General features: G+C 70.5%; 21 protein-coding genes and 1 pseudogene. 3 read left to right on the top strand and 19 right to left on the bottom strand.

The features are described 5' to 3' along the window. Positions 1-6: 6 nt before the first annotated feature. The 5 genes from hisD to IM770_RS00785 all read right to left on the bottom strand — a co-directional run bounded on the left by hisD (position 7) and on the right by IM770_RS00785 (position 7,378). Positions 7-1,344: a histidinol dehydrogenase gene (gene hisD / locus IM770_RS00805; protein WP_203579245.1), complete on the bottom strand. Its 1,338-nt coding sequence runs from the start codon at positions 1,342-1,344 to the stop codon at positions 7-9. 30 nt (positions 1,345-1,374) lie between these two features. Next, positions 1,375-2,556 (bottom strand): hypothetical protein, encoded by a 1,182-nt coding sequence (locus IM770_RS00800; RefSeq protein WP_239065596.1) that lies wholly within the window; start codon positions 2,554-2,556, stop codon positions 1,375-1,377. 121 nt (positions 2,557-2,677) lie between these two features. Continuing rightward, complete coding sequence (dnaE, locus tag IM770_RS00795; RefSeq protein ID WP_239065658.1) at positions 2,678-6,148, bottom strand: DNA polymerase III subunit alpha; 3,471 nt, start codon at positions 6,146-6,148, stop codon at positions 2,678-2,680. A 201-nt stretch (positions 6,149-6,349) separates the two neighbouring features. Next, a complete protein-coding gene (locus IM770_RS00790) occupies positions 6,350-6,799 on the bottom strand; it encodes a DinB family protein (protein ID WP_203579243.1) in 450 nt (149 codons plus the stop codon). A gap of 9 nt (positions 6,800-6,808) precedes the next feature. After that, a complete protein-coding gene (locus tag IM770_RS00785; protein ID WP_203579242.1) occupies positions 6,809-7,378 on the bottom strand; it encodes a GNAT family N-acetyltransferase in 570 nt (189 codons plus the stop codon). 100 nt (positions 7,379-7,478) lie between these two features. On the opposite strand from IM770_RS00785, the gene IM770_RS00780 reads away from it, so the two are divergent. Beyond that, on the top strand, positions 7,479-7,955 hold the full coding sequence (locus IM770_RS00780) for an NUDIX hydrolase (protein WP_203579241.1): 477 nt from the start codon (positions 7,479-7,481) through the stop codon (positions 7,953-7,955). Positions 7,956-7,963: 8 nt separating this feature from the next. On the opposite strand, the gene IM770_RS00775 is transcribed toward IM770_RS00780, so the two are convergent. From IM770_RS00775 to murC, 9 genes and pseudogenes are all read right to left on the bottom strand, one after another. Beyond that, the gene (locus IM770_RS00775; protein WP_203579240.1) at positions 7,964-8,884 is read right to left on the bottom strand and encodes an RluA family pseudouridine synthase; all 921 of its coding nucleotides are present in this window, start codon (positions 8,882-8,884) and stop codon (positions 7,964-7,966) included. Between the two features lie 291 nt (positions 8,885-9,175). Beyond that, positions 9,176-9,704: pseudogene (lspA, locus tag IM770_RS00770) on the bottom strand (signal peptidase II); the annotation flags it as partial. 3 nt (positions 9,705-9,707) lie between these two features. Beyond that, positions 9,708-10,280 carry a DivIVA domain-containing protein gene (locus tag IM770_RS00765; protein ID WP_203579239.1) on the bottom strand — a complete coding sequence of 191 codons (573 nt, stop codon included), beginning with the start codon at positions 10,278-10,280 and terminating at the stop codon, positions 9,708-9,710. Between the two features lie 160 nt (positions 10,281-10,440). Next, complete coding sequence (locus IM770_RS00760; protein ID WP_109209270.1) at positions 10,441-10,740, bottom strand: YggT family protein; 300 nt, start codon at positions 10,738-10,740, stop codon at positions 10,441-10,443. A gap of 9 nt (positions 10,741-10,749) precedes the next feature. After that, positions 10,750-11,214: a cell division protein SepF gene (locus tag IM770_RS00755; protein WP_203579844.1), complete on the bottom strand. Its 465-nt coding sequence runs from the start codon at positions 11,212-11,214 to the stop codon at positions 10,750-10,752. A gap of 32 nt (positions 11,215-11,246) precedes the next feature. Beyond that, on the bottom strand, positions 11,247-11,927 hold the full coding sequence (locus IM770_RS00750) for a YggS family pyridoxal phosphate-dependent enzyme (RefSeq protein WP_203579238.1): 681 nt from the start codon (positions 11,925-11,927) through the stop codon (positions 11,247-11,249). Next, positions 11,928-13,079: a cell division protein FtsZ gene (gene ftsZ, locus IM770_RS00745; RefSeq protein ID WP_203579237.1), complete on the bottom strand. Its 1,152-nt coding sequence runs from the start codon at positions 13,077-13,079 to the stop codon at positions 11,928-11,930. A 201-nt stretch (positions 13,080-13,280) separates the two neighbouring features. Then, positions 13,281-14,411, bottom strand: coding sequence for an FtsQ-type POTRA domain-containing protein (locus tag IM770_RS00740; protein ID WP_203579236.1), 1,131 nt, complete (start codon positions 14,409-14,411; stop codon positions 13,281-13,283). Positions 14,412-14,417: 6 nt separating this feature from the next. Next, a complete protein-coding gene (gene murC / locus IM770_RS00735; RefSeq protein ID WP_203579235.1) occupies positions 14,418-15,842 on the bottom strand; it encodes a UDP-N-acetylmuramate--L-alanine ligase in 1,425 nt (474 codons plus the stop codon). Between the two features lie 117 nt (positions 15,843-15,959). Between murC and IM770_RS00730 the strand changes: the two genes are divergently transcribed. Next, on the top strand, positions 15,960-16,904 hold the full coding sequence (locus IM770_RS00730) for a hypothetical protein (RefSeq protein WP_203579234.1): 945 nt from the start codon (positions 15,960-15,962) through the stop codon (positions 16,902-16,904). Further along, positions 16,901-17,275 carry a GntR family transcriptional regulator gene (locus IM770_RS00725; RefSeq protein ID WP_203579233.1) on the top strand — a complete coding sequence of 125 codons (375 nt, stop codon included), beginning with the start codon at positions 16,901-16,903 and terminating at the stop codon, positions 17,273-17,275. The genes IM770_RS00730 and IM770_RS00725 overlap by 4 nt, the downstream gene beginning before the upstream one ends. Before the next feature lie 113 nt (positions 17,276-17,388). On the opposite strand, the gene IM770_RS00720 is transcribed toward IM770_RS00725, so the two are convergent. From IM770_RS00720 to IM770_RS00700, 5 genes are all read right to left on the bottom strand, one after another. Then, positions 17,389-18,474, bottom strand: coding sequence for a UDP-N-acetylglucosamine--N-acetylmuramyl-(pentapeptide) pyrophosphoryl-undecaprenol N-acetylglucosamine transferase (locus IM770_RS00720; RefSeq protein ID WP_203579232.1), 1,086 nt, complete (start codon positions 18,472-18,474; stop codon positions 17,389-17,391). A gap of 99 nt (positions 18,475-18,573) precedes the next feature. Beyond that, entirely contained in the window at positions 18,574-19,863 is a 1,290-nt protein-coding gene (gene ftsW, locus IM770_RS00715; protein ID WP_203579231.1) for a putative lipid II flippase FtsW, read from the bottom strand. Beyond that, complete coding sequence (gene murD, locus IM770_RS00710) at positions 19,799-21,367, bottom strand: UDP-N-acetylmuramoyl-L-alanine--D-glutamate ligase (RefSeq protein WP_203579230.1); 1,569 nt, start codon at positions 21,365-21,367, stop codon at positions 19,799-19,801. Before murD ends, ftsW begins: the two co-directional genes overlap by 65 nt. After that, positions 21,364-22,476, bottom strand: coding sequence for a phospho-N-acetylmuramoyl-pentapeptide-transferase (gene mraY, locus IM770_RS00705; RefSeq protein ID WP_203579229.1), 1,113 nt, complete (start codon positions 22,474-22,476; stop codon positions 21,364-21,366). The genes murD and mraY overlap by 4 nt, the downstream gene beginning before the upstream one ends. Next, the gene (locus IM770_RS00700) at positions 22,473-23,903 is read right to left on the bottom strand and encodes a UDP-N-acetylmuramoyl-tripeptide--D-alanyl-D-alanine ligase (RefSeq protein WP_203579228.1); all 1,431 of its coding nucleotides are present in this window, start codon (positions 23,901-23,903) and stop codon (positions 22,473-22,475) included. Before IM770_RS00700 ends, mraY begins: the two co-directional genes overlap by 4 nt. Positions 23,904-23,918: the final 15 nt, after the last annotated feature.

The following is a 23,918-nucleotide window of genomic DNA, read 5'->3' as shown; positions in this document are numbered from 1 at the left end:
GACAGCCTACGCGGGGTTCGCTGCAACCGGCTCGGGTGCGGGGCGATCGGCGAAACGGGCGGTGACCGCCTCGCCGTGGGCGGGCAGCGCCTCCGCGTCGGCGAGGGTGACGATCGCGTCGCGCACGACGGCGAGAGCCTCGCGGTCGTACTCGATCACCTGCTGGGGACGTAGGAACGTGGCGGCCGAGAGACCCGACGAGTACCGCGCCTGGCCGCCGGTGGGCAGCACGTGGTTGCTGCCCGCGAGGTAGTCGCCGAGGCTCACCGGGGTGTCGGGGCCCACGAAGACCGCGCCGGCGTGGACGAAGTCCTCTGGTCGCGGTTCGGCGAGGTGCAGCTCGAGGTGCTCCGGCGCGTAGGCGTTGCTGAACGCGGTCGCAGCCGCGAGGTCGTCGACGAGCACCACCGCGGACTGCGGCCCGGACAGTGCCGCGGCGACGCGGTCGGCGTGCCGCGTGGCGGCCGCGCGCGGGCCGATGTCGGCGAGGACGTCGTCGGCCAGCCGCTCCGACGTCGTGACCAGCACCGCGGAGGCCTGCTCGTCGTGCTCGGCCTGGCTGATGAGGTCGGCCGAGACCAGCCGTGCGTCGGCCGTGTCGTCGGCGACCACGAGGATCTCGGTGGCGCCGGCTTCGGCATCCGTCCCGACGATTCCCGCCACCGCGCGCTTGGCGGCGGCGACGAAGTTGTTGCCCGGGCCGGTCACCACGTCGACCGGCTCGAGCCCGAGCCCGGGAACGCCGTGCGCGAGAGCGCCGATGGCACCGGCGCCGCCCATCGCGTACACCTCGGTCACGCCGAGAAGCTTCGCCGCGCCGAGGATCACCGGGTGCACGCGACCGCCGAACTCGCGCTGCGGCGGTGACGCGAGCGCGATCTCGGAGACGCCGGCGACCTGCGCCGGCACGACGTTCATGACGACGCTCGAGGGGTAGACAGCCTTGCCGCCGGGCACGTAGAGCCCGACACGACGCACCGGCTGCCACCGCTGCGTCACTCGGGCACCGGGCCCGAGCTGCGTCACCGTGGGCGCCGGCACCTGGGCGGCGGAGGCCTCGCGCACGCGCTCGATCGCCTGCTCGAGCGCCGCGCGCACGCCGGGGTCGAGCTCTGCGAGCGCGTCATCGAGGTGTGCCGCGGGCACACGGATGTCGTGCTCCGTCACGCCGTCGAATCGCTCGGCCTGCTCGCGCAGCGCGGCCTCGCCCCGCGCAGCGACGTCGTCGACGATGCGCGCGGCCGTCGTGAGGGCTTCCTCCCGTGCCGCTTCGGCGCGGGGAACGGTCGCGAGGAGTTCGGCGGGAGAGAGCGTGCGCCCGCGCAGATCGATCGTCCGGAGCATCCGTCTACGGTACCGCGCGGGCGGCGGCTCCTAGCCTCGCGTGACGCCGGAGACGTCGTGCAGGTAGCCGATGCGACCGTCTTCGTGACGGACGACGAACGCATCGCCGCGGTCCTCGATCACCAGCGCCCAGGCCGTCGGGCCGATGCGGAACACGGGGATGCCGATCTCATCGACGACGTCGCGCTCCTCGGGCACGAGCGCCCAGAAGGCCTGGTGCTGCGGCGCGGTCGCCGCGGCGGGCTCGACGGTCGACGAGGGGTTCTCGACGTGCTCGAACGACTCCCGCGCGTGAGCGGGCTCGGTGGCGCGCGGCTCCTCCACCGCGGCGGCGGCAGCGGCGTCGCGCTCGGCGGCGGCGTCGCGTGCGGCGAACTCGGGGTCCGCGGCGACGATCTCGTCGGCGGCGACCGCGTCGGCGTCGGCACGGTCGACCGGGATCACCGTCGTCACCGAGTCATCGGAGCGAGGGCCGTCGAAGCCCTGCTCGTCGGCCGCCGGAGCGGCGGCGCCGTACGACGCGGTGGGGGCGGCGTCGTAGACGCCTTCGGTGTAGGGAGCACCCGCCGCGTACGGGGCGGGAGCGCCGTAGAGGGCGGAATCCGCCGGCGGTGCGTAGTCCGCCTCTGCGGGGGCCGGCTCCGGCCGGACCGGGGCGGGCCTCGGCGAGACCGGTCGAACCGGTCGCGCGTTGCGGTGTGCGGCGACCTCCGGGCGGCCGCGGAAGTCCTGTGCGAACGGCGCGATGAACGGCGCGAACACCGTCAGCAGCACCCCGGCGAGCATGAGGAAGAACTCGACCCACACGACCCACGTCGCGGGGAAGACACGGAGGTCGGCCAGCACGACGAACGACTTCCACAGGAGCGCGAGCCAGAGCACCGTGGCCACGGAGAAGGCGACCGACGCGAACTGGTCGATGCCGAGCGAGCCGACTCGGCGGATGCCCTGCGGTGACAGCCGCCGCAGCACGATGAGGAAGACGGCGACGGTCGGCACGCCGATGGTGAGCACCCAGTCGATGCCGCTGGTCCAGACCGAGGGCCCGCGTCCGAGCTCGCCGGTGATCGGGAAGAACGACACGACGAACGCGACGATCCAGGTTCCCACGAGGGCGACCTCGCGGATGGAGAACGGCCCGACCCCGTACTGCGGCGCCTCTTCGGCCGCCGGCGCTTGGTCGATGGGCCCGCTCTGCTGCTCGTCCGTCACGATCTTCCCTTCCGGCGGGCTCCCGAGGCCCGCGTCGTCCTGATATTACCCACGGCGCATGAGACGCCGATGAGACCACGCGATGCGCGGCGACATCCGGCGTCGCCGCCGCGGTCGCCTGTCAGCCGAGGCACTGCGGCCCCAGCAGACCCTTCAGCTCGCCGTACAGATCCGGCGTGATCCGCACGGTGTGCGGCACCTCGAAGACCTTCGCCACCGTGCCGCTGTGGAGCTTGAGCGACACCTCGGTGTCGCCGGCGTGACGGTTCAGCGTCTGCAGCAGCTCGCCGACCAGCGCCTCGCTGGCGCGCCGCTCCGGCATGAGCAGGACGAGCGAGCTCGACTCGTCCATGGCCCCGAGATCGGGTGTCATGGCCGACTGCGCGTGGAGGTTCATGCCGTCATCGCGGCGCGACACCCGTCCTCGCACGACGAGGATCGAATCGGCCTGGAGCATGTGCTGGAACTCGGTGTACGTCTTGCCCATGAACATGACCGTGATCTCGCCGTCGAAGTCCTCGACGGTGATCATGCCGTACGGATTGCCGCTCTGCTTCGCGACCCGGTGCTGCACGCTCGTCACCAGGCCGGCGATCGTGACCTGGTCGCCGTCGCCGACGTCCTCCGAGGCGAGCAGATCGTGGATGGTGGTGGAGGCGTGCTTCGCCAGGGGGATCTCGAGCCCCGCGAGCGGGTGATCCGACACGTACAGGCCCAGCATCTCGCGTTCGAACGCGAGCTTGTCCTTCTTGGTCCACTCCGGCCGCTCGGGCACCTTCGCCGCCTGCTGCGGCTCGTCGTCGCCCCACAGCGAGTCGAAGTCGAATCCGACCTCGCCGTTGGCCTCACGGCGCTTGTCGAGCACGGCCGCCTCTGTCGCGTCCTCGTGGATCTCCATCAGCGCGCGGCGGGTCGAGCCGAGCGTGTCGAACGCCCCCGCCTTGATCAGCGACTCGACCGTGCGCTTGTTGGCGACGTGGACGGGCACCTTGGAGAGGAAGTCGTGGAAGGACGTGAAGGATGTCTCGGCCCGCGCCTCGACGATCGCGTCGACGACGTTGGCACCGACGTTGCGGACGGCGCCGAGACCGAAGCGGATGTCTTCGTCGACGGCGGCGAAGTAGCGGATCGACTGCCCGACGTCGGGCGGCAGGACCTTGATGCCCATGCGGCGGCACTCGTTGAGGTAGACCGCCATCTTGTCTTTGGAGTCGCCGACGCTCGTCAGCAGCGCGGCCATGTACTCGGCCGGGTAGTGCGCCTTGAGATACGCGGTCCAGTACGAGACGAGCCCGTACGCCGCCGAGTGCGCCTTGTTGAAGGCGTAGTCCGAGAAGGGCAGCAGGATGTCCCACAGCGCCTGGATGGCGGCGTCCCCGAAGCCGCGCTCCTTCATGCCGCCGGAGAAGCCCTCGTACTGCTTGTCGAGCTCGGACTTCTTCTTCTTGCCCATCGCGCGGCGGAGGATGTCGGCCTGTCCGAGAGAGAACCCGGCGACCTTCTGCGCGATGGCCATGACCTGCTCCTGATAGATGATCAGGCCGTAGGTCGTGTCGAGGATGTCCCTCAGCGGCTCTTCGAGCTCGGGGTGGATCGGCGTGATGTCCTGCAGCCCGTTCTTGCGCAGGGCGTAGTTGGTGTGCGAGTTCGCACCCATCGGGCCAGGACGATACAGCGCGATGACGGCCGAGATGTCCTCGAAGTTGTCGGGCTTCATCAGCCGCAGCAGCGAGCGCATCGGCCCGCCGTCGAGCTGGAAGACGCCCAGCGTGTCACCCCGCGTGAGCAGGTCGTACGCGGGGCGGTCGTCGAGGGCGAGATGCTCGAGGTCGAGCTCCTCGCCGCGGTTGAGGCGGATGTTGTCGAGGGCGTCCGAGATGATCGTGAGGTTGCGCAGCCCCAGGAAGTCCATCTTGATGAGGCCGAGGGTCTCGCACGACGGGTAGTCGAACTGCGTGACGATCTGGCCGTCCTGCTCGCGGCGCATGATCGGGATGATGTCGAGCAGCGGCTCCGACGACATGATCACGCCGGCGGCGTGAACTCCCCACTGGCGCTTCAGCCCCTCGAGCCCGAGGGCGCGATCGAACACCGTCTTCGCCTCGGGGTCGGTCTCGATGAGCGTGCGGAACTCCACCGCCTCCTTGAAGCGGGGGTGCTGCGGATCGAACATGCCGTCGAGCGGCATGTCCTTGCCCATGACGGGCGGCGGCATCGCCTTGGTCAGGCGCTCCCCCATGCTGAACGGGAAGCCGAGGACGCGGCCGGCGTCCTTGAGCGCCTGCTTCGACTTGATCGTGCCGTACGTGACGATCTGCGCGACGCGCTCGGAGCCGTACTTCTCGGTGACGTACTCGATCACCTCGCCGCGGCGGCGGTCGTCGAAGTCGACGTCGAAGTCGGGCATCGAGACGCGGTCGGGGTTGAGGAAGCGCTCGAAGATGAGGCCGTGCTCGAGCGGGTCGAGGTCGGTGATCTTCATCGCGTAGGCGACCATCGACCCCGCACCCGAGCCGCGGCCCGGGCCGACGCGGATGCCGTGGTCCTTCGCCCAGTTGATGAAGTCCGCGACCACGAGGAAGTAGCCCGGGAAGCCCATCTGCAGGATGATCCCGGTCTCGTACTCGGCCTGCTTGCGTACCTTGTCGGGGATGCCGCCCGGGTACCGGTAGTGAAGGCCGCGCTCGACCTCCTTGATGAGCCAGCTGTCTTCGGTCTCGCCGTCGGGCACCGGAAACCGCGGCATGTAGTTCGCCGACGTGTTGAACTCGACCTTGCAGCGCTCGGCGATCAGCAGTGTGTTGTCGCACGCCTCGGGGTGGTCGCGGAAGAGCTGCCGCATCTCCTGCGCCGTCTTGATGTAATAGCCGTCGCCGTCGAACTTGAACCGGTTGGGGTCGTCGAGCGTCGACCCGGACTGCACGCACAGCAGGGCGGCGTGGGCGTCGGCCTCGTGCTGGTGCGTGTAGTGCGAGTCGTTGGTCCCGACGAGCGGGATGTCGAGGTCCTTGGCGAGCCGGAGCAGGTCGGACATGATCCGCCGCTCGATCGGCAGGCCGTGGTCCATGATCTCGGCGAAGTAGTTCTCCTTGCCGAAGATGTCTTGGAACTCGGCGGCTGCCGCCCGCGCCGCGTCGTACTGCCCCAGGCGCAGCCGGGTCTGCACCTCGCCGGACGGGCAGCCCGTCGTGGCGATGAGCCCCTTCCCGTACGTCTGCAGCAGCTCGCGGTCCATGCGGGGCTTGAAGTAATAGCCCTCCATGCTCGACAGCGAGCTCAGCCGGAAGAGGTTGTGCATGCCGGCCGTGGTCTCGCTCCACAGGGTCATGTGGGTGTAAGCGCCCGAGCCCGAGACGTCGTCGCTCTTCTGCTCGGGCGAGCCCCAGGCCACCCGCGACTTGTCGCTGCGGTGGGTGCCCGGAGTGACGTAGGCCTCGAGCCCGATGATCGGGTTCACCCCCGCGGCCTGCGCCGCGCGATAGAACTCGAACGCGGCGAACGTGTTGCCGTGGTCGGTGACCGCGATCGCCGGCATCCCGTAGTCCGCGGCGGCTTGCGTCATGGCGCCGATCTTGGCCGCCCCGTCGAGCATCGAGTACTCGCTGTGCACGTGCAGATGGACGAAGGAATCGGATGCCACGTCCTCGAGTCTACGAACGCCCGGGGACACTCCCGCCGACCTCGCCGGGTGTCAGCCGGACTGCCGCGACAGGTCGATTCACTCTCGAGTAGAGGATGAAGGTTCCGGCCGCGCGGCGGCCTCACCCTCCACCGGAGGTCGAAGGTGAGGGGCTCAGAACTCCTCGTCGAGGGCGTACTGCCGCTGCCACGACTCGGGCCGCTGAATGCCGAGGCCGTACAGGTAGCGGATCAGCTGGCCGTGGTGCTGCGTCTCGTGCTCCAGCAGCGCGAGCGCGTACGTGGCGGATGCCTCGTCATCGGCGTCGAACCCCGCGATCCAGGCGTCGACGTCCGACGCGGTCTGGACGAAGGCGGCGCGCAGGGCCGCGGCATCCGTCGTCTGCTCCGCCGTGACGGGACTCGTGAAGCCCTGCCACTCCCCTGCCCGGGCGGCCGCCGGGTAGCTCTCGCGCGCACCGAGCACGCACCAGAGCTGGTGGCCCACCGTGTCGGATGGGAGGTCGGCGAGGTGCGAGCCGAGCTGCTCGGCCGAGACGGCATCGACGAGGTCGAGATAGAGCGTGTTGGCGCGTGCGAGGCGGCGCCGGAGGAGTTCGTTCACGCGTCCACGCTAGAGGTCGCGACGCATCAGCACGCGCGGAAATCCCGACAGCACGGACTCGGTGTCCGCGGCCTTGACGAACCCCGCCTGCTCGAACAGCCGGCGGGTGCCGACGTATGCCATGGTGAGGTCGACCTTCGCGCCGCGATTGTCGACCGGATACCCCTCGATCGCCGGCGCCCCCTGCTCGCGGGCGAACTCCACGGCTCCGTCCACGAGAGCGTGCATGACGCCCTTCTTGCGGTGGCCCGGGCGGACCCGGAAGCACCACAGCGACCACACGTCCTGATCATCGACGTGCGGGATCTTCCGGAACGTCGCGAAGTGCGTGCGCGTGCGCGGCGCCACGGCGGCCCAGCCGACGACGTCGTCGCCGTCGTACGCGAGCACCCCGATCGGCCCCTCCTCGTCCATCAGACGCTGCACGCGTTCGGCGCGCTCGGGTCCCCTGAGCGCGAGATTCTCCTTGCTGGGGATGCGGTAGCTCAAGCAGAAGCACACGTTCGACGCCGGGTTCTTCGGGCCGACCATCGTCGCGACGTCTTCGAACTCCGTGGCCGGCCGCACCTCGATCGTCATGACGACACTCTGCCCGACGCATCCGACACGATCCATCCCTCGGCCGACGTCCGCCGGTTCGGCAGCGAGAGCTCGCGCGCGTCGACCCTAGGGTTGATGCATGCCCACACCTGACTTCGTCCTCGACCTCCGCAGCAAGGTCGGCACCGACCCGCTGCCCCTCGTCGGCGTCACCGCCGTCGTGCTGCGGGACGGGAAGGTGCTGCTGGGACGCCGGGTCGACAACGGGCACCTGACGCCGATCACCGGCATCGTCGATCCCGGCGAGGAGCCGGCCGACGCGGCCGTGCGCGAGACGCTCGAGGAGGCCGACGTCGTATGCCGCGTCGAACGGCTGGCGTGGGTTCACCAGCTCCCCCGAGTCACCTATGAGAACGGCGACCAGAGCGACTACCTCGACATCACCTTCCGCTGCAGCTGGGTATCGGGCGAGCCCTATCCTGCCGACGGCGAGATGACGGAAGTGGGCTGGTACGACCTCGCCGCGCTGCCCGCGCTCGTGGGGCCCGAGATGCGCCGCCGCATCGAGGTCGCCCTCGACGCCGACGGCTCGGCCCGCTTCGAGGGTGGCCGCTAGAACGCAGCTCAGTCGCCGCGCAGCACGTCGAGCGCGTGGGCGAGGTCGGCCGGGTACTCCGAGGTGAACGTGACCCACTCCCCCGTGGCCGGGTGCGCGAACGAGAGTTCGCGCGCGTGGAGCCACTGGCGTGTGAGGCCCAGGCGCGCCGACAGCGTCGGGTCCGCGCCGTAGAGGGGGTCTCCCACACACGGATGCCGGTGCGCGGCCATGTGCACCCGGATCTGGTGCGTGCGCCCGGTCTCGAGATGGATCTCCAGCAGCGAGGCGCCGGGAAACGCCTCGAGCGTCTCGTAGTGGGTGATGGAGTCCTTGCCGTCGTGCGTCACCGCGAACTTCCAGGAGTGCGACGGATGCCGCCCGATGGGCGCGTCGATCGTCCCCACGAGCGGGTCGGGGTGCCCCTGCACGACCGCGTGATAGATCTTCTCGACCTCGCGCTCTTTGAAGGCGCGCTTGAGGGCGACATACGCCCGCTCCGTCTTCGCGACCACCATGAGTCCGCTGGTGCCGACGTCGAGGCGGTGCACCACGCCCTGGCGCTCGGCGGCGCCGGTCGTCGCGATGCGGAACCCTCCCGCCGCCAATGCGCCCAGCACCGTGGGGCCCTCCCAGCCGACCGACGGATGCGCGGCGACGCCCGAGGGCTTGTCGACGACGACGATGTCGTCGTCGTCGTACGCGATGCCGAGCTCGGGCACATCGACCGGGATGACGCGCGGCGCCTCCCTCGGCGCCCACGAGACGTCGAGCCACGCGCCGCCGCGGAGCTTGTCGGACTTGGCGAGCGTGCGGCCGTCCATCGTCACGCCGCCCGCCTCGGCCACCTCAGCGGCGAAGGTGCGCGAGAAGCCGAGCATCTTCGCCAGCGCCGCGTCGACGCGGGCTCCGTCGAGGCCGTCGGGGACGGGCAGGCTGCGCGATTCCACGTCAGAGCTGGGCGCCGGAGCCGGAGCGTCCGTTGTCGGAGCCGGTGTCGCGACCGGCCTCGTACTCCTCGGCCTCGCGCTCGGCCTCCGCCTCGACCGCGCGCTGCTCGCTGTCGCTGAGCGGCGGCAGGCCGCGTTCGGCGGCCGGGATGCCGGCATCCGGATCGGCGACGGGGAACTCGTCGCCGAATCCCTCCACCGTCCCGCCGGACGCGAACTGGTCGCCCTCGGCGCCGAGGAGCGTCTCGTCGTCGCCGGCGTTCTCGTTCTCGCTGTCGTTCTTGCCGCTGCTGTCGCGCGTACCGTCCATGTGGACCCCCACGAGTACCAGGAGTGCGATCGCGATCATGTCGCACACGATGAAGATGTCGGCGATGTTGTAGATCGCCGGAGACATGCCGGGGAAGAACCACATCCACGGCGTGTTGATGAAGTCGATCACGTGCCCGACGCCGAAGCCGGGCTCGCGGAACAGCCGGTCGGTGAGGTTGCCCAGCACACCGCCGAGCAGAAGCCCGAGGGTGACGGCCCACAGGCGCGAGCGCACCCGCCTGGCGGCCAGCCAGCCGATGACGACGGCGACGACCGCCAGGGCGATCGTGAAGATCCAGGTGACCTCCTCGCCGAGCGAGAAGGCCGCGCCGGGATTGCGCGTGAGGTAGAAGCTCAGGAAGTCACCGAGGACCTCGACCGGCTCCTGGTACGGAAGATTCTCGAGGGCGAGGTACTTCGCCAACTGGTCGGCGGCCAGCACCAGCACCGCGAGAATCGCGATGATGGTGCCGGCCGCCGCCTGACGAAGGGGAGGTCGGCGCGTCAAGGCCTAGAGGCCCAGCGCCGAGACCGGCTGTGCGCCGGACGTCGTCGCCGTGGTCTCGAGGTCGCGCAGCTTGCCCTCGATGTAGCTGCGCAGCTGGGCGCGGTAGTCGCGCTCGAAGTTGCGCAGCTCGCTGATGCGGCCCTCGAGGACCGTGCGCTCGCGGTCGAGCTTCGCGAGCTCCTCGCGACCACGGGTCTCGGCCTCCGACACGATCGACGCAGCCTGCGACTTGGCGTCGGAGATGAGCTGGTCGCGCTGCGCGATGCCCTCGGCGACGTGCTCGTCGTGGAGGCGCTGAGCCAGCTCGATGATGCCCGCGCTGGCGGCAGGGGCGGCGCCGGTGGCCGGAGCGGCCTCGACGACGGGAGCGGGCGCCGGCTCGGCGGCACGTGCGGGAGCATCACCCGACTCGTACGCCGCCAGCTTGGCCTTCAGCTCCTCGTTCTCGGCGAGGGCCTTGCGCCACTCCACGACGATCTCGTCGAGGAAGTCGTCCACCTCGTCAGGGTCGAAACCCTCCTTGAAGCGGACGTGCTGGAACTGCTTGGTGACGACGTCATCGGGGGACAATGCCATGGTGATTCCTCTTTCGAGCGTCTGGACGGTGCCGGCTGACGACCGGTGCCCGGGGGCCGATGTCGGTGCGGCCGTCGTGTGACGGCCGTTCGTATCAGCAAAGCATAGTCATCGGTTCTGAGAGTGTCGAAGGCCACCGGCGGGTCGGATCGGAGTCGGCTCAGCCCGCGAGCGTACGGGTGACGCTGAGCAGGATGAAGCACAGCAGCATCGTCAGCGCGAACCCGAAGTCGATCGCGATGGCGCCGACGCGCAGCGGCGGAATGAAGCGGCGGAACAGCTTGATCGGCGGGTCGGTGACCGTGTAGACGATCTCCGCCGCGACCAATCCGGCGCCCCGCGGACGCCACTCGCGGTTGAAGAACGGGATCCAGTCGAGGATCAGCCGGGTGAGCAACACGAAGACATAGAGCAGCAGCGCGAGGTTGAGGATCGCTGCGATGAGTTGGACGACTGCCACGTAGCCAGATTACGGCTGCGCGAACGGAACCGACTCCGGATCCGCCTGTGCGACCGCTCCGTCGCCCGACACGGCGACGTTCTCGGGCGAGAGCAGGAACACCTTGCTCGTGACCCGCTCGATGCGTCCGTAGAGCCCGAGCGACAGCCCGCTCGCGAAGTCGATCAGACGGCGCGCGTCGGCGTCGCTCATCTGCGACAGGTTGATGATGACCGGGATGCCGTCGCGGAAGTTCTCGGCGATGACCTGGGCGTCGCGGTACTGCTTGGGGTGCACCGTCAGGATCTCGTTGATCGCGGCGGGCGCCGGCTGACGCACGACCGCCGGACGGTGGATCGGCGTCACAGGAGCGGCGGGCTTCTCCGCGACCTGCTCGGTCTTGCGAGCACGCGGCTGCGGGGCCGGCTCTTCGTAGACCTCTTCCTCGTCGGCGAGTCCGAGGTACACCATGGTCTTCTTGAGCGGGTTCGACATCTGATCCTCCGTAGTGCTCATGTGTTCCGAGGTTAACCGCGTTCTGGTCTGGGGCCGGTGATTGCCGACCCGATCCGCAGGTGTGTCGCACCCGCGGCGATCGCCTCGGCGAAGTCCGCGGTCATGCCCGCCGAGATCCAGCCAGCATCAGGGACCACGCGGCGCACGATCCCGGCCAGTCCGGCGAGCCGCTCGAAGGCGGGTGCCGGCGGCTCGTCGAGCGGCGCGACGGCCATGACCCCGCGCACGCGGAGCGAGGCGAGACCCGCCGTATGGGTCGCGAGGGCTTCGAGATCGCCCGAGGCGACACCCCCTCGTCCCGGGTCGTCGGTGAGGTTCACCTGCAGCAGCACGTCGAGCGGGGCGTCTTCGGGCTCTGCGGCGGCGTGCAGAGCGTCGGCGAGGCGGGCGCGGTCGAGCGAGTGGACGACGGATGCCGCGCCCCGGATCGCCCGCGCCTTGTTGGTCTGCGCCTGCCCGATGAAATGCCACCGCAGGCCGTCGAGAGGGCCGACCTCGACGACCTTGCGGCTGAACTCCTGCTGCCGGTTCTCCCCCACGTCGCGCACGCCGAGCGCGTAGAGCTCCTCGACGAGCGCGGCGGGGTGGAACTTCGTCACCACGATGCGGGTGAGCTCGGACGGATCGCGGCCGGCCGCGCGTGCGGCATCCGCTATCCGCTCATCGATCGCCGCGAGGCGCTCCGCGAGCACTTACTTGAGGAAGTCGGGGATGTCGAGATCGTCGTCGCCGAAGGCGGTGTCGTACGACGACTCCGTCACCGCGCCGACCGAGACCGGCACCGCGGGCTGCTCGACGACGTCGCGGTCCTTCGCGGCCTCGTCCGCCGACGTGGCCGGCAGGGCGGGCGCCGAGACGACGCGCGACACCGCGATGGGTTCGATGCGCGCCTGCGGCTCACCGCCGTCGAAGCCCGCGGCGATGACCGTCACGCGCACCTCATCGCCGAGCGTGTCGTCGATGACCGTTCCGAAGATGATGTTCGCCTCGGGGTGCGCGGCTTCCTTCACCAGCTGGGCGGCGTCGTTGATCTCGAAGATTCCCAGGTTGGAACCGCCCTGGATCGACAGCAGCACGCCGTGTGCACCCTCGATCGACGCTTCGAGCAGCGGCGACTCGACCGCGAGCTCGGCGGCCTTGATGGCACGGTCCGCCCCCCGCGCCGAGCCGATGCCCATGAGCGCGGAGCCTGCTCCCTGCATGACCGACTTGACGTCGGCGAAGTCGAGGTTGATCAGACCCGGCGTCGTGATGAGGTCGGTGATGCCCTGCACACCGGCGAGGAGCACCTGGTCGGCGGTCGCGAACGCCTCGATCATCGAGATGCCCCGGTCGCTGATCTCGAGGAGGCGGTCGTTCGGCACCACGATGAGGGTGTCGACCTCTTCCTTGAGCCGCGCGACGCCGGTCTCGGCCTGCTGCTGTCGGCGACGGCCCTCGAACGAGAAAGGCTTGGTCACGACACCGATGGTCAGGGCGCCGATCGACTTCGCGATCTTGGCGACCACCGGCGCACCGCCGGTGCCCGTGCCGCCGCCTTCGCCGGCCGTGACGAAGACCATGTCGGCGCCGCGCAGCGCCTCTTCGATCTCTTCGGCGTGGTCTTCCGCGGCGCGACGGCCCACCTCGGGATCGGCGCCTGCGCCGAGTCCCCGGGTCAGTTCGCGCCCGACGTCGAGCTTGACGTCGGCGTCGCTCATCAGCAGCGCCTGGGCGTCGGTGTTGATGGCGATGAACTCGACGCCCCGCAGGCCGAGCTCGATCATGCGGTTGACCGCGTTGACGCCGCCGCCGCCGACGCCGACGACCTTGATCACGGCGAGGTAGTTCTGGTTCTGGCTCATGCCGGCCTCCGTAGCCCTGGACCTTCTAAACCTTCAACCTCTAGTAGAGGTGTAAAGAATTGCCCGGTATGCAATTCCTGAGATCGAAAGTAAGCGCGCCGGGCGCGTCGGCCCGGACCGCTTCGGCGTGTCGCGGCATCCGGCGCGCAAGTCGTCGTTCGGGCTCGGCTCGGCTCGGCTCGGCTCGAGGGCCGAGGTGCGTCAGTGGATGACGATCGCGTCCGGCGACGACACGTCGTAGGTGTAGACGTCGGCGGGCGGGCGGCCGGCCATGGCCTTCTGGAGCACCAGGGCCTTCTCGGCCGACTCCTCGGCACTCCCCCACACGACCTGCGTGTTGGTGCCGCCGAGCGAGAGCGTCACGTCGTCGGGCGTCGAGGCGGTCACCTCGGTGACCTGCGCGCGGATCTCGGCCGGCAGCGACCGCATGACCTGTCCCGCCGCCGTGAAGGCGTCCGAGTCGACGCCGCCCCTGATCGTCAGCAGCGGTGTACCGGCCGCCGGCGTCGCTGTGGTCGAGAGCGCCACCCCTGCCGCATCGACGAGCGTGTAGCCCGCGCGGGTCTCGACGAGGCCGATCGGCGTGCGCTCCACGATCCGCACGACGAGCTCGTGCGGCGGTCGCGCCTCGAGCGCGTACGTCTCGATCAGCGGGAAGCCGATGAGCTCCGCCTTGACCGCGCTCTCGTCGACGAGGGGCAGCGGCGTGCCGAGCTGGCCAGACAGTGCGTCGGCGATGTCGGCGGCGGCGAGCTGCTGCGCGCCGACCACCGAGATCTTCTCGACTCCGAACAGAGGACTGTACGCGGCGCCCACCGTGCCCAGGGCGAGGAAGGTGACGGATGCCGCGGCCCCCAGCCAGACCGCCCGCCGGCGCCGCTGACGCACGGTGAAGCGGCGGATCTCGGCGCGCAGCGCCTTGCGTCGGGCGCGGGCCGCCTTCCACACCTGGCGGAAGCCGACCTCTCCCCCGTCAGGATCGCCGGCGGTCTCTCCTTCGGACGGGGTCGTTCCGGGCAGCGGGGTCGGCGAGCCTGCGAGCGCGCTCGGCGCGCCCGCAGGCGCCCCGGAGCCGATCGGGATGACCGGCGCCGTGTCGCCGTCGCCAGGGGCCGGCGCGGCCGCCGGGGATGCGGCATCCGTCCCCTCGTCGGCACCGCGGGCGAACCCGCTCTCGGCGGAATCGGGCGCCAGCGCGCCGCGGAGCCCCTCGAGGTCTTCGGTGTCGTCGGCGCCGTGCGCCCGCGTCGGGGCGGCCGCCTTCGGCGCGGCCGTCTTCGCCGTGGCGCGCGAGGCGACCGGCGGCTGCGGCAGCGGCGAGGGGCGGCGCATGCGGGTCTACTCCGCGCTGCTCGTCAGGGGTGCGGAACCCGGGCGGCCGAGGGCCTCGAGCACCTGCGGGATGATGAGGTACACGTTGCCGCAGCCGAGCGTGATGACGTAGTCGCCCTCGCGCGCGACCGACGCGGTGTAGTCGGCGGCTTCTTGCCAGTCGGGCACGAAGTGGACGTGCGACGGGTCGTCGAAAGCGTCGCTGACGAGTTCGCCGGTCACGCCGGGCACCGGGTCTTCGCGCGCACCGTAGACGTCGAGCATGACGGTGTGGTCGGCGTACTCCTCGAGCACCTGCGCGAACTCGCGGTACATCTCCTGCGTGCGCGAGTAGGTGTGCGGCTGCTGGATCGCGATGATGCGACCGTCGCCGACGACCGTGCGCGCCGCGGCCAGGGCGGCGGCCACCTCGGTGGGGTGATGCGCGTAGTCGTCGAAGACGCTGACCCCGCGCTCGACGCCGTGCAGCTCGAAGCGGCGCACCGTGCCCGCGAAGCCCTCGACCGCGCGCACGGCGGGCTCGAGCTCGTGGCCCAGCGTGAGGAGCACGGCGACCGCGCCGGCGGCGTTGATCGCGTTGTGGGCGCCGGGGACGGGCAGCTGCGCGTCGACGGTCGCACCGTCGTGCGTGATGCGGAACGACACGGGACCGTCGGTGACGATGTCGCTCACGCGCACTGCGGCATCGGCAGCCTCGCCGAAGGTGACGACGCGCGGATGGGTGAGCTGCTCGGTCACGAGCTTCGCGCCCGCGTCGTCGGCCGAGATCACGACCGCCTCGCGCGCCTCGTTCGCAAACCGGGCGAACGCGGCGTAGAACGCCTCGCGCGTGCCCCAGTGGTCCAGGTGGTCGGGGTCGACGTTCGTGATGAGCGCGATCGAGGTGTCGTAGAGCAGGAACGTGCCGTCGGACTCGTCGGCTTCGATCACGAACAGGTCGTCGCTCCCGCTGCCGCTCGAGACGCCGAGCTGCGCGATAACGCCGCCGTTGACGAAGGTGGGATCGGTGCCCAGGTCGCGCAGCGCGGTCACGATCATGCCTGTCGAGGTGGTCTTGCCGTGCGCACCCGCGACCGATACGAGGCGCCGGCCGCCGATGAGCCAGTACAGCGCCTGCGAGCGGTGGATGACATGCAGCCCGCGCTCCTTGGCGAGCAGGAACTCCGGGTTCTCGGGCCAGATGGCACCCGTGTGGACGACGGTGTCGACATCGCCGGCGAGATTCGCGGCGTCGTGCCCGACGTGGACGGTCGCGCCGAGCTCGGCGAGCTCGCGCAGCGCCGTGCTGTCGGCGCGGTCGGAGCCCGACACGCGGATGCCGCGCGCGAGGAACATGCGGGCGAGCCCCGACATGCCGGATCCGCCGATTCCGATGAAGTGGGCGGCGGTGATGTCGTCGGGGATGGGAAGACTGAGATCGGGTCTGATCATGACCGGTCAAGTCTAAGTTGGGGGACGGATGCCGCGGCCCCGGCGCGCTGGGCCGCACGGGCTCGAGCGCGGTATTTGTATTGACACATTGATACAGAACCCGACACAATAGGCTCCGTGCCCGGAGAGTTCACGATGTCGTTCGAGACATTCAACCTGCTGCTGCTCGCGGTGTTCGCCGGCGTGGCCGTGGTCATGCTGTTCGTCGTGCGTCGCGAGTCGTGGGGCACGGCGCACGTCTACCGCATGTCGGTGCGGGCGAGGCTTCCGATCGAGTCGTGGGACATGTGGAGGAGCATCCGAGACCGATCCCGCGCGATCATCCGCGCGAACATGTGGGGCCTCCTGCTGAGCCTGACGCTCGTGGCAGCCCTGTTGGTGTGGACGCCGATCGGGTCATCGCCGTTCGCGCTGTGGATCCTCACACTCGCACTGGTCGTCGGCGTCCTCGGCGTCACGTCGGCGGTCGTCGGGGTACGCGAGCGACTGTTCTCCCCCGCGCCGGCCGCCGTGCGGATCGCGCGGCCGTCCGCTCTCGGGGCGCGCGACTACCTTCCGGGCTGGGCGGCACAGCTGCCGCTGTGGCTCGTCGCGGCGAGCATTCTCGGCTGCACGGCTGTCACGGCGTCCTCACTCGGCGGCTCGATCGCCGCGGGAACGGCGGCCACGGTGTGCATCGCCCAGGCCTTCGCCGCGCTCGTGCTCGTGGTCTGTCGTGCCGCCGAGCGCCGCGTGCTCGCCCAGCCGCAGCCCGCGACCAACACCCTGGAGCTCGCGTGGGACGATCTCTTCCGCGCTGATTCGCTGAACGCGCTGCGCATGAGCGTGTCGATGGCGGCCTGGCTGCCGCTCGGGCTCGCCATCTGCGTTCTGTACCTTGCCGCTCTCGGCTTGGCCGACCCCGACGTGTCGCGGGTGCTCACGACGTTCCCCTGGTTCGGCATCCCGCTGATCCAAGTCGCGTACACGGCGACCTCGGGACGACTGCCCGCCCGGCTGTATCCGCAGTATCTTCGTGCGCAAGAAGTCGCGCCGCGGCCGGCGGGAGGAGCACTCGCATGATCGTCATCGACCCGTCCTCGCCCGTGCCGCCGTTCGAGCAGCTCCGCGCCGGACTCATCGACGCCGTCGCGTCGGGCGAGCTCGCCCCGGGCTCGCGGCTGCCCACCGTCCGCCGGCTGGCCGAGGATCTCGGCATCGCGCCGGGCACCGTCGCGCGGGCCTACCGCGAGCTCGAGGCCGCGGGCATCATCGAGACTCGAGGACGCAACGGCACGTTCGTCGCGTTCGACGCCGACCCGGCGCGGCAGCAGCTGCAGCGCGCGGCGGCCGCCTTCGCCGCCCAAGTGCGCGAACTGCGCCTCGACGCCGACGAAGCGCTGGCGATGGTCACCGCGGCCCTGCGCGGCGGCGACGTCACGCCGACCACGTGAGACTCTCGCCCCCGCGGCATATCTGAGGAGATTCGCCGATCAGAGGAGCGATCGGCCCGGAATCTCCTCGAATCCGCAGATCGCCGCTCGACGGCTGCGACGAATGCCGCAGCTCAGCGGCCGAGGGCCTCGTCGATCATCGCGACCACGTTCTCGGTGCCGTTGCGGGTGCCGACGGATGCCGCGGCCTGCGCCATCGCCGCGCGCTTGGCGTTGTCGGCCAGGAGCGGAAGCACCTCCAAGCGCACGCGGTCGCCTGTGAACTCGGCATCCGGAATCAGCACCGCAGCCCCCGCGCGCACCGCCGACGAGGCGTTCAGCGCCTGCTCGCCGTTGCCGACCGCGTACGGGACGTACGCCGTCGGGATGCCGAGCGCGCTGATCTCGCTGACGGTCGCGGCGCCGGCGCGCGAGACGATGAAGTCGGCGAGGGCGAAGGCGAGGTCCATGCGGTCGACGTAGCGCCGTACGGCGTAGCCGGCGACGCCGGGGTCGGTCAGCTCGGAGCGCTCGCCCGTCACGTGCAGCACCTGCCAGCCCGCGTCGACGACGTCGCGCCATGCCGCGCCGTGGCCCTCGCCGAAGGCGGCGTTGAGGCGCTGCGCGCCGAGCGAACCGCCGAACACCAGGAGCACGGGCTTCGCGGCGTCGAGGCCGAAGTGCGCGGCGGCCTCGGCGCGCAGCGCGTCGCGATCGAGCTCGACGATCTCGCGCCGCAGCGGCATGCCGACCACTCGCGACGCCTTGAGCGGCGTGCCCTCGAACGCGACCCCCACGCCCGCCGCGCGGGGTGCGCCGAGCCGGTTCGCCAGGCCCGGGCGCGCGTTGGCCTCGTGCACCACGAACGGCACGCGCGCGCGGCGGGCCGCGACGTAGGCGGGTGCGGAGGCGTAGCCGCCGAAGCCGACGACCACGTCGACGCCGCGCTGGGCGATGTGCGCACGCACCTGACCGATCGCCCGACGGAATCGGGCGGGGAAGGCCGCTGCAGCCCCGTTCGGGCGGCGCGGGAACGGCACCTTGTCGACGATCAGCAACTCGTAGCCGCGCTCCGGCACGAGCCGGGCCTCGAGTCCCTCGCGCGTGCCGAGGACGAGCACCTCGGCCTCGGGGTCGCGCGCTCGCAGCGCGTCGGCGACAGCCAGGAGCGGGTTGACGTGTCCGGCGGTCCCGCCGCCGGCAAGGAGGTACGTCGTCACTCCCCGAGCCTACCCGGCTCGGTCCCCCGGCCCGGTTCCCGTCCCGAGCGTTCAGACCCGAATCCGCAGCCCGCGACCGGCCCTCGCGCGGAGCAGCGCTCAGCGCAGCGCGTGCAGCTTCGCGCGCTCGCGCGCCGCGCGTGCCTCGGCGATCCGTGCCTCGCGACGGGCGACGGATGCCGGCAGTGAACGTGCGAACGCCAGCAGCACGCCCGACGCGATGAGCACCGACAGGAGCGATGTGCCGCCCTGCGACATGAACGGCAGCGGGACCCCGAGCACGGGGAACACGCGGAGCACCACGCCGATGTTGATGAGGGCCTGACCCACGATCCACACGGTGATGCCGCCGGCGGCGATGCGGACGAAGGGGTCGTCGGTCTTGCGGATGACGTGGAAGGCGCCGACCGCGAAGAGCGCGAAGAGGGTCAGCACGACGGCGCAGCCGATCAGGCCGAGCTCCTCGCCGACGATCGCGAAGATGTAGTCGTTGGCGGCGGCGGGGAGCCAGTCGTACTTCTCGCGCGAGTTGCCGAGCCCGAGTCCGAAGATGCCGCCGCTGGCCAGGCCCCAGATGCCGTGGAGCGGCTGGTAGCAGTCGTTGAAGTAGTCGTCGAGGCAGTTCGGGTTGAGGAAGCTCATGAAGCGCCGCATGCGGTCGGGGCTCGTGACCGCGAGGAAGGCGACGGCCGCCGCCGCCCCGATCGCCGGCAGCACGAAGATGCGCAGCTTCACGCCCGAGAAGAAGAGCGCGCCGAGCACGATGAGCACCAGGATCATGGCCGTGCCGAGGTCGTCGCCGGCAAGCACCGACGCGATGGCGAGGCCCGCGACCGGCACCAGCGGGATGAACACGTGCTGCCATTTGGTGAGCAGGGTGCGCTTGCGGAAGAGGATGAACGCGACCCACAGTGCGAGCCCGAGCTTCAGGAACTCCGACGGCTGCGCCTGGAATCCGCCGATGATGATCCAGTTGCGGTTGCCGTCGGCGCCGTGACCGAGCGGCGTGAACACCAGCAGCTGGAAGGCGACGCCGAAGATCAGGGCCGGCCAGGCGATCTTCTTCCAGAACGACACCGGCAGGCGGCTGGCGATGAACATGAGCGGCACGCCGAGCAGCGCGAACACGACCTGCTTGAGCACCACGTCCCACGGCGCCTCGCCCTGCGCCGTCGCGGTGGCCGACGTCGCCGACAGCACCATGACCAGTCCGAAGACCGTCAGCAGCAGCGCCGTCGACGCGATCAGCAGGAACTCGCTCGGCACGGGCGCGAACACCCGGCCGAGAGTGACGCGGGCGGCGAGTCCGCGCCGCAGCGCCGGCTCAGCCGCGGAGGTCGTCGGGGTCGGCCTGGTCGTCCGGGCCCGCGGTGGCTGTGTCGTGGTCACCCGGGTCCCCCGTTCCGATCCGATCTCTCACGGCCGCCGCGAAGCGGCGACCGCGGTCGGCGTACGACGCGAACTGGTCGAAGGATGCCGCAGCGGGAGCGAGCAGAACCACGTCCCCGTCACGCGCCACCCCTGCCGCCAGTTCGACGACCTGCGCCATGACCTCTTCAGTCTCATCGGCGTCGACCTCGAACACGGGCACCGCCGGCGCGTGTCGCTCGAACGCGGCGACGACCTCGGTGCGCTCTAGGCCGATCACGATCGCGGCCTTCGCCGCGCCGCCGCGCCCGGCCACGAGCGCGGAGATGTCGACGCCCTTGAGGAGGCCGCCCACCACCCACACGGCCCCCGGGTACGCGGCGAGCGAGGAGGCGGCGGCATGCGGGTTCGTCGCCTTGGAGTCGTCGACCCAGGTGATCCCGGCGTGGCGTGCGACCACCTCGATGCGGTGCGGGTCGAGGCGGAACCCGCGGAGCGCGTCGCGGATCGCCGCGGGTGCGACATCCAGCGATCGCGCCAGCGCCGCGGCCGCCAGGATGTTCGCGACGATGTGCGGAGCCGACAGGCCCCGCTCGGCGAGGTCGGAGACGGTGCAGAGCTCGAGCGCGCTCTTGTGCCGGTCCTCGAGGAAGGCGCGGTCGACGAGGATGCCCTCGACCACCCCCAGATCGCTGGGACCGGGGACGCCGAGATCGAACCCGATGGCCCGTGCGCCCTCGACCACATCGGCGTCCTCGACCATGCGCTGGGTCGCGGCATCCGCCTTGTTGTAGACGCACGCGACGCGCGTGTTGTCGTACACGTGCGCCTTCGCGTCGCGATAGTCCTCGAACGACCCGTGCCACTCGAGGTGGTCGTCGGCGAGGTTGAGACAGACCGCGGCGTGCGGCGAGACGGGGTCGGGAGTGTCCTGAAGCCCCAGGTACCAGAGCTGGTGGCTCGACAGCTCGACGACCAGCGCGTCGAAGCCCGAGGGATCGCGCACGGCGTCGAGCACGGGCGTGCCGATGTTGCCGACCGGCGCCGCGCGCAGCCCGCCGGCGACGAGCATGGTCGCGGTCAGTCGCGTCGTGGTCGTCTTGCCATTGGTGCCGGTGATGAGGATCCAGTCCGCGGGCGTGCCGTCGGCGCGCAGCACCTTGTCGCGCACGCGCCACGCGAGCTCGACGTCGCCCCACAGCGCGATGCCGTTCTCCCGTGCCCACGTGATGAGCGGATGCCGCGGCGAGAAGCCCGGCGAGGCCACGACGACCTCGGGCGCGAAGTCGACGAGCTCGGCCGGCACGTCTTCGAGCGCGCCGGTCCACAGCCGCGCGCCGATGACCGGCAGCAGCCGCGCGTACTCCTCGTCGGCCTTCTCGGTGACCACCAGGACCTCGGCGCCGAGCTCGGCGAGCGTGTCGGCGACGGAGAAGCCGGTCACCGACAGCCCGAGCACGGCGACCCGCAGCCCCTTCCAATCGGCGTGCCAGCTGGTCAGGGCGGAGAGGCGGTCAGAGCTCATGTGCGCGAAAGCCATTCGACGTAGAAGAAGCCGACACCCGAGACGGCCAGGAGGCCGGCGATGATCCACATGCGCACGACGATCGTGACCTCCGACCAGCCGCGCATCTCGAGATGGTGGTGGAACGGACTCATGAGGAACAGGCGTTTGCCGCGGGTGACCTTGAAGTAGAGGCGCTGCAGGATCACCGAGCCGGGGCCGATGATGAAGACGCCGGCGACCAGCACGGCGAGCAGCTCGGTGCGGGTGAGGATCGCCATCGCGGCGATCACGCCGCCGATCGACATCGAGCCGACGTCGCCCATGAAGACCTTCGCCTTGGGGGCGTTCCACCACAGGAAGCCCACGAGCGCGCCGACGAACGAGGCCGAGATGATCGCGAGGTCGAACGGGTCGCGCGTCGGGTAGCACGCGGCCTTCGCGGCTGCCGACAGCCCCTCGCCGCCCCAGCACGCCTGGTTGAACTGCCAGAACGCGATGAGGCTGTAGGCGCCGGTGACGAAGATCGCCGCGCCGGCAGCCAGGCCGTCGAGCCCGTCGGTGACGTTGACGCTGTTGGAGAAGGCGACCCCGATGAAGGTGATCCAGGCGAGGTAGAGGATCCACCCGATCACGAGCCCGAGGGTCATGAAGCCCAGCACGGGGACGTCGCGGAAGACCGAGATGAAGGGCGATGCCGGGGTCTGGTCGAACTCGTTGGGGAAGTTCAGGGCCGCGATGCCGAACGGCACCGTGACCACCACCTGGCCGACGATCTTGCGCCAGCCGCTCAGTCCCATGAACTTCTGCTGGCGGACCTTCATGTAGTCGTCGATGAAGCCCACCGCCCCGAGGCCGACCATCATCCAGATCACGAGAATGCCCGAGATCGTCGGAGGGTTGTTGCCCGCGAAACAGCCCACGAGATAGCCGACGATCGTGCCGACGATGAAGATCGTGCCGCCCATGGTGGGCGTGCCGCGCTTCGTCTGGTGGTTGGGGTTGCGGATGTCTTCGGGGGTGCGGATCACCTGGCCCCAGCCCCACTTGCGGAAGAGCCGCAGAAAGACGGGGGTGAGGAAGAGGGTGAAGGCCAGCGAGATCGCCGCCGCGGTCAGGAGAGATCTCACGAGAACGATTCTCCCAGACGATCGCCGAGGAACCGGAGCCCCGCCGAGTTGGACGACTTGACCAGCACGCGGTCACCCTCGCGCAGCTCGCCGCGCAGATAGTCGAAGGCCTCATCGGCCGTCGAGAAGAAGACGGCCTCGTTGTCCCACGATCCCTGCGCGACCGCCTCGAGGTACATCCGCCGCGCGGCGTCGCCGACGACGACGATCCGCTGGATGCCCAGGCGCACCGCGAGCAGGCCCACGCGGTCGTGCTCCTCCTCGGCGTACTCCCCCAGCTCGCTCATCGCGCCGAGGACCGCGACGGTGCGCTCCTCGGGACCGGTGATCTGCGCCAGCGTGCGCAGCGCCGCGGCCATCGAGTCGGGGCTGGCGTTGTAGGCGTCGTTGATGATGCGCACGCGGTCCGATCCCAGCGGCTGCATCCGCCAGCGCTCGGCGATCTCGACCGTCTCCAGGCGCGCCACGGCGTCGGTGAGCGACACGCCGAGCGTCGTCGCGGCGGCGATCGCCGCCAGCGCGTTCATGACGTGGTGCTCGCCCAGCACCCGCAGGCGCAGCGGCAATGAGACGCCGTCGGCGGTGACCGTGAAGGAGGTTCCGGATGCCGTCACCGCGACGTCGTCGGCGCGCACATCGGTCGCGCCGGCGCCGCGGCCGAACCACCGCACGCTCGCGCCGCGCTCGGCGGCGATCGGCGCCATCGCTGCGACGCGCGCATCGTCGGCGTTGAGGACGGCGACGCCGCCCTCGTGCAGCGACTTCACGAGCTCGGACTTCGCGTGGAAGGTCGCCTCGATGCCGCCGAAGCCGCCCGCGTGCGCCATGCCGACCATGAGCACGACGGCGACGTCGGGGTCGACGAGCCCGGCCAGCCGCGCGATCTCGCCCGGTGCGCTGGCGCCGAGCTCGCTCACCAGGAACCGCGTCGTCCCCGTGACGCGCAGCATCGTCAGCGGCGCGCCCACCTCGTTGTTGAACGAGGCCTTCGGGGCGACCGTCTCGCCTTCGCCCTCGAGGATGCGCGCGAGCAGGTTCTTCGTGGTCGTCTTGCCGTTCGAGCCCGTGATGCCGACAACCCGCAGGTCGCCGCTCTCTTTGCGCACCCGCCCGACGACCTCGCGCGCGAGGTCCGCGATGGCCGCGACGACGTCGGGCACGACGATCTGGGTGACGGATGCCGCACCCGGCGTGTCGACGACGTGCTCGACGAGGGCGAGCACGGCGCCGTTGTCGACCGCGGCGTCGACGAAGAGGTGTCCGTCGGTCTCCTCGCCCGGCTTGGCGACGAAGACGCCGCCCGGCTCGATGAGCCGCGAGTCCGTGTCGACGGTCCCGTCGACGAGGGTGTAGGGGGTGTCGCCGTCGGCGAGGTGCACCTCGCCCGCGACGGCACGGGCGATATGGGCGATACTGAGCGCGATCATGTGGGGAACTCCGGA

Origin of the sequence: Microbacterium hibisci (assembly GCF_015278255.1) — a bacterium.
GTDB classification, from domain to species: domain Bacteria; phylum Actinomycetota; class Actinomycetes; order Actinomycetales; family Microbacteriaceae; genus Microbacterium; species Microbacterium hibisci.
This window is presented reverse-complemented; position numbering and strand designations above follow the sequence as displayed.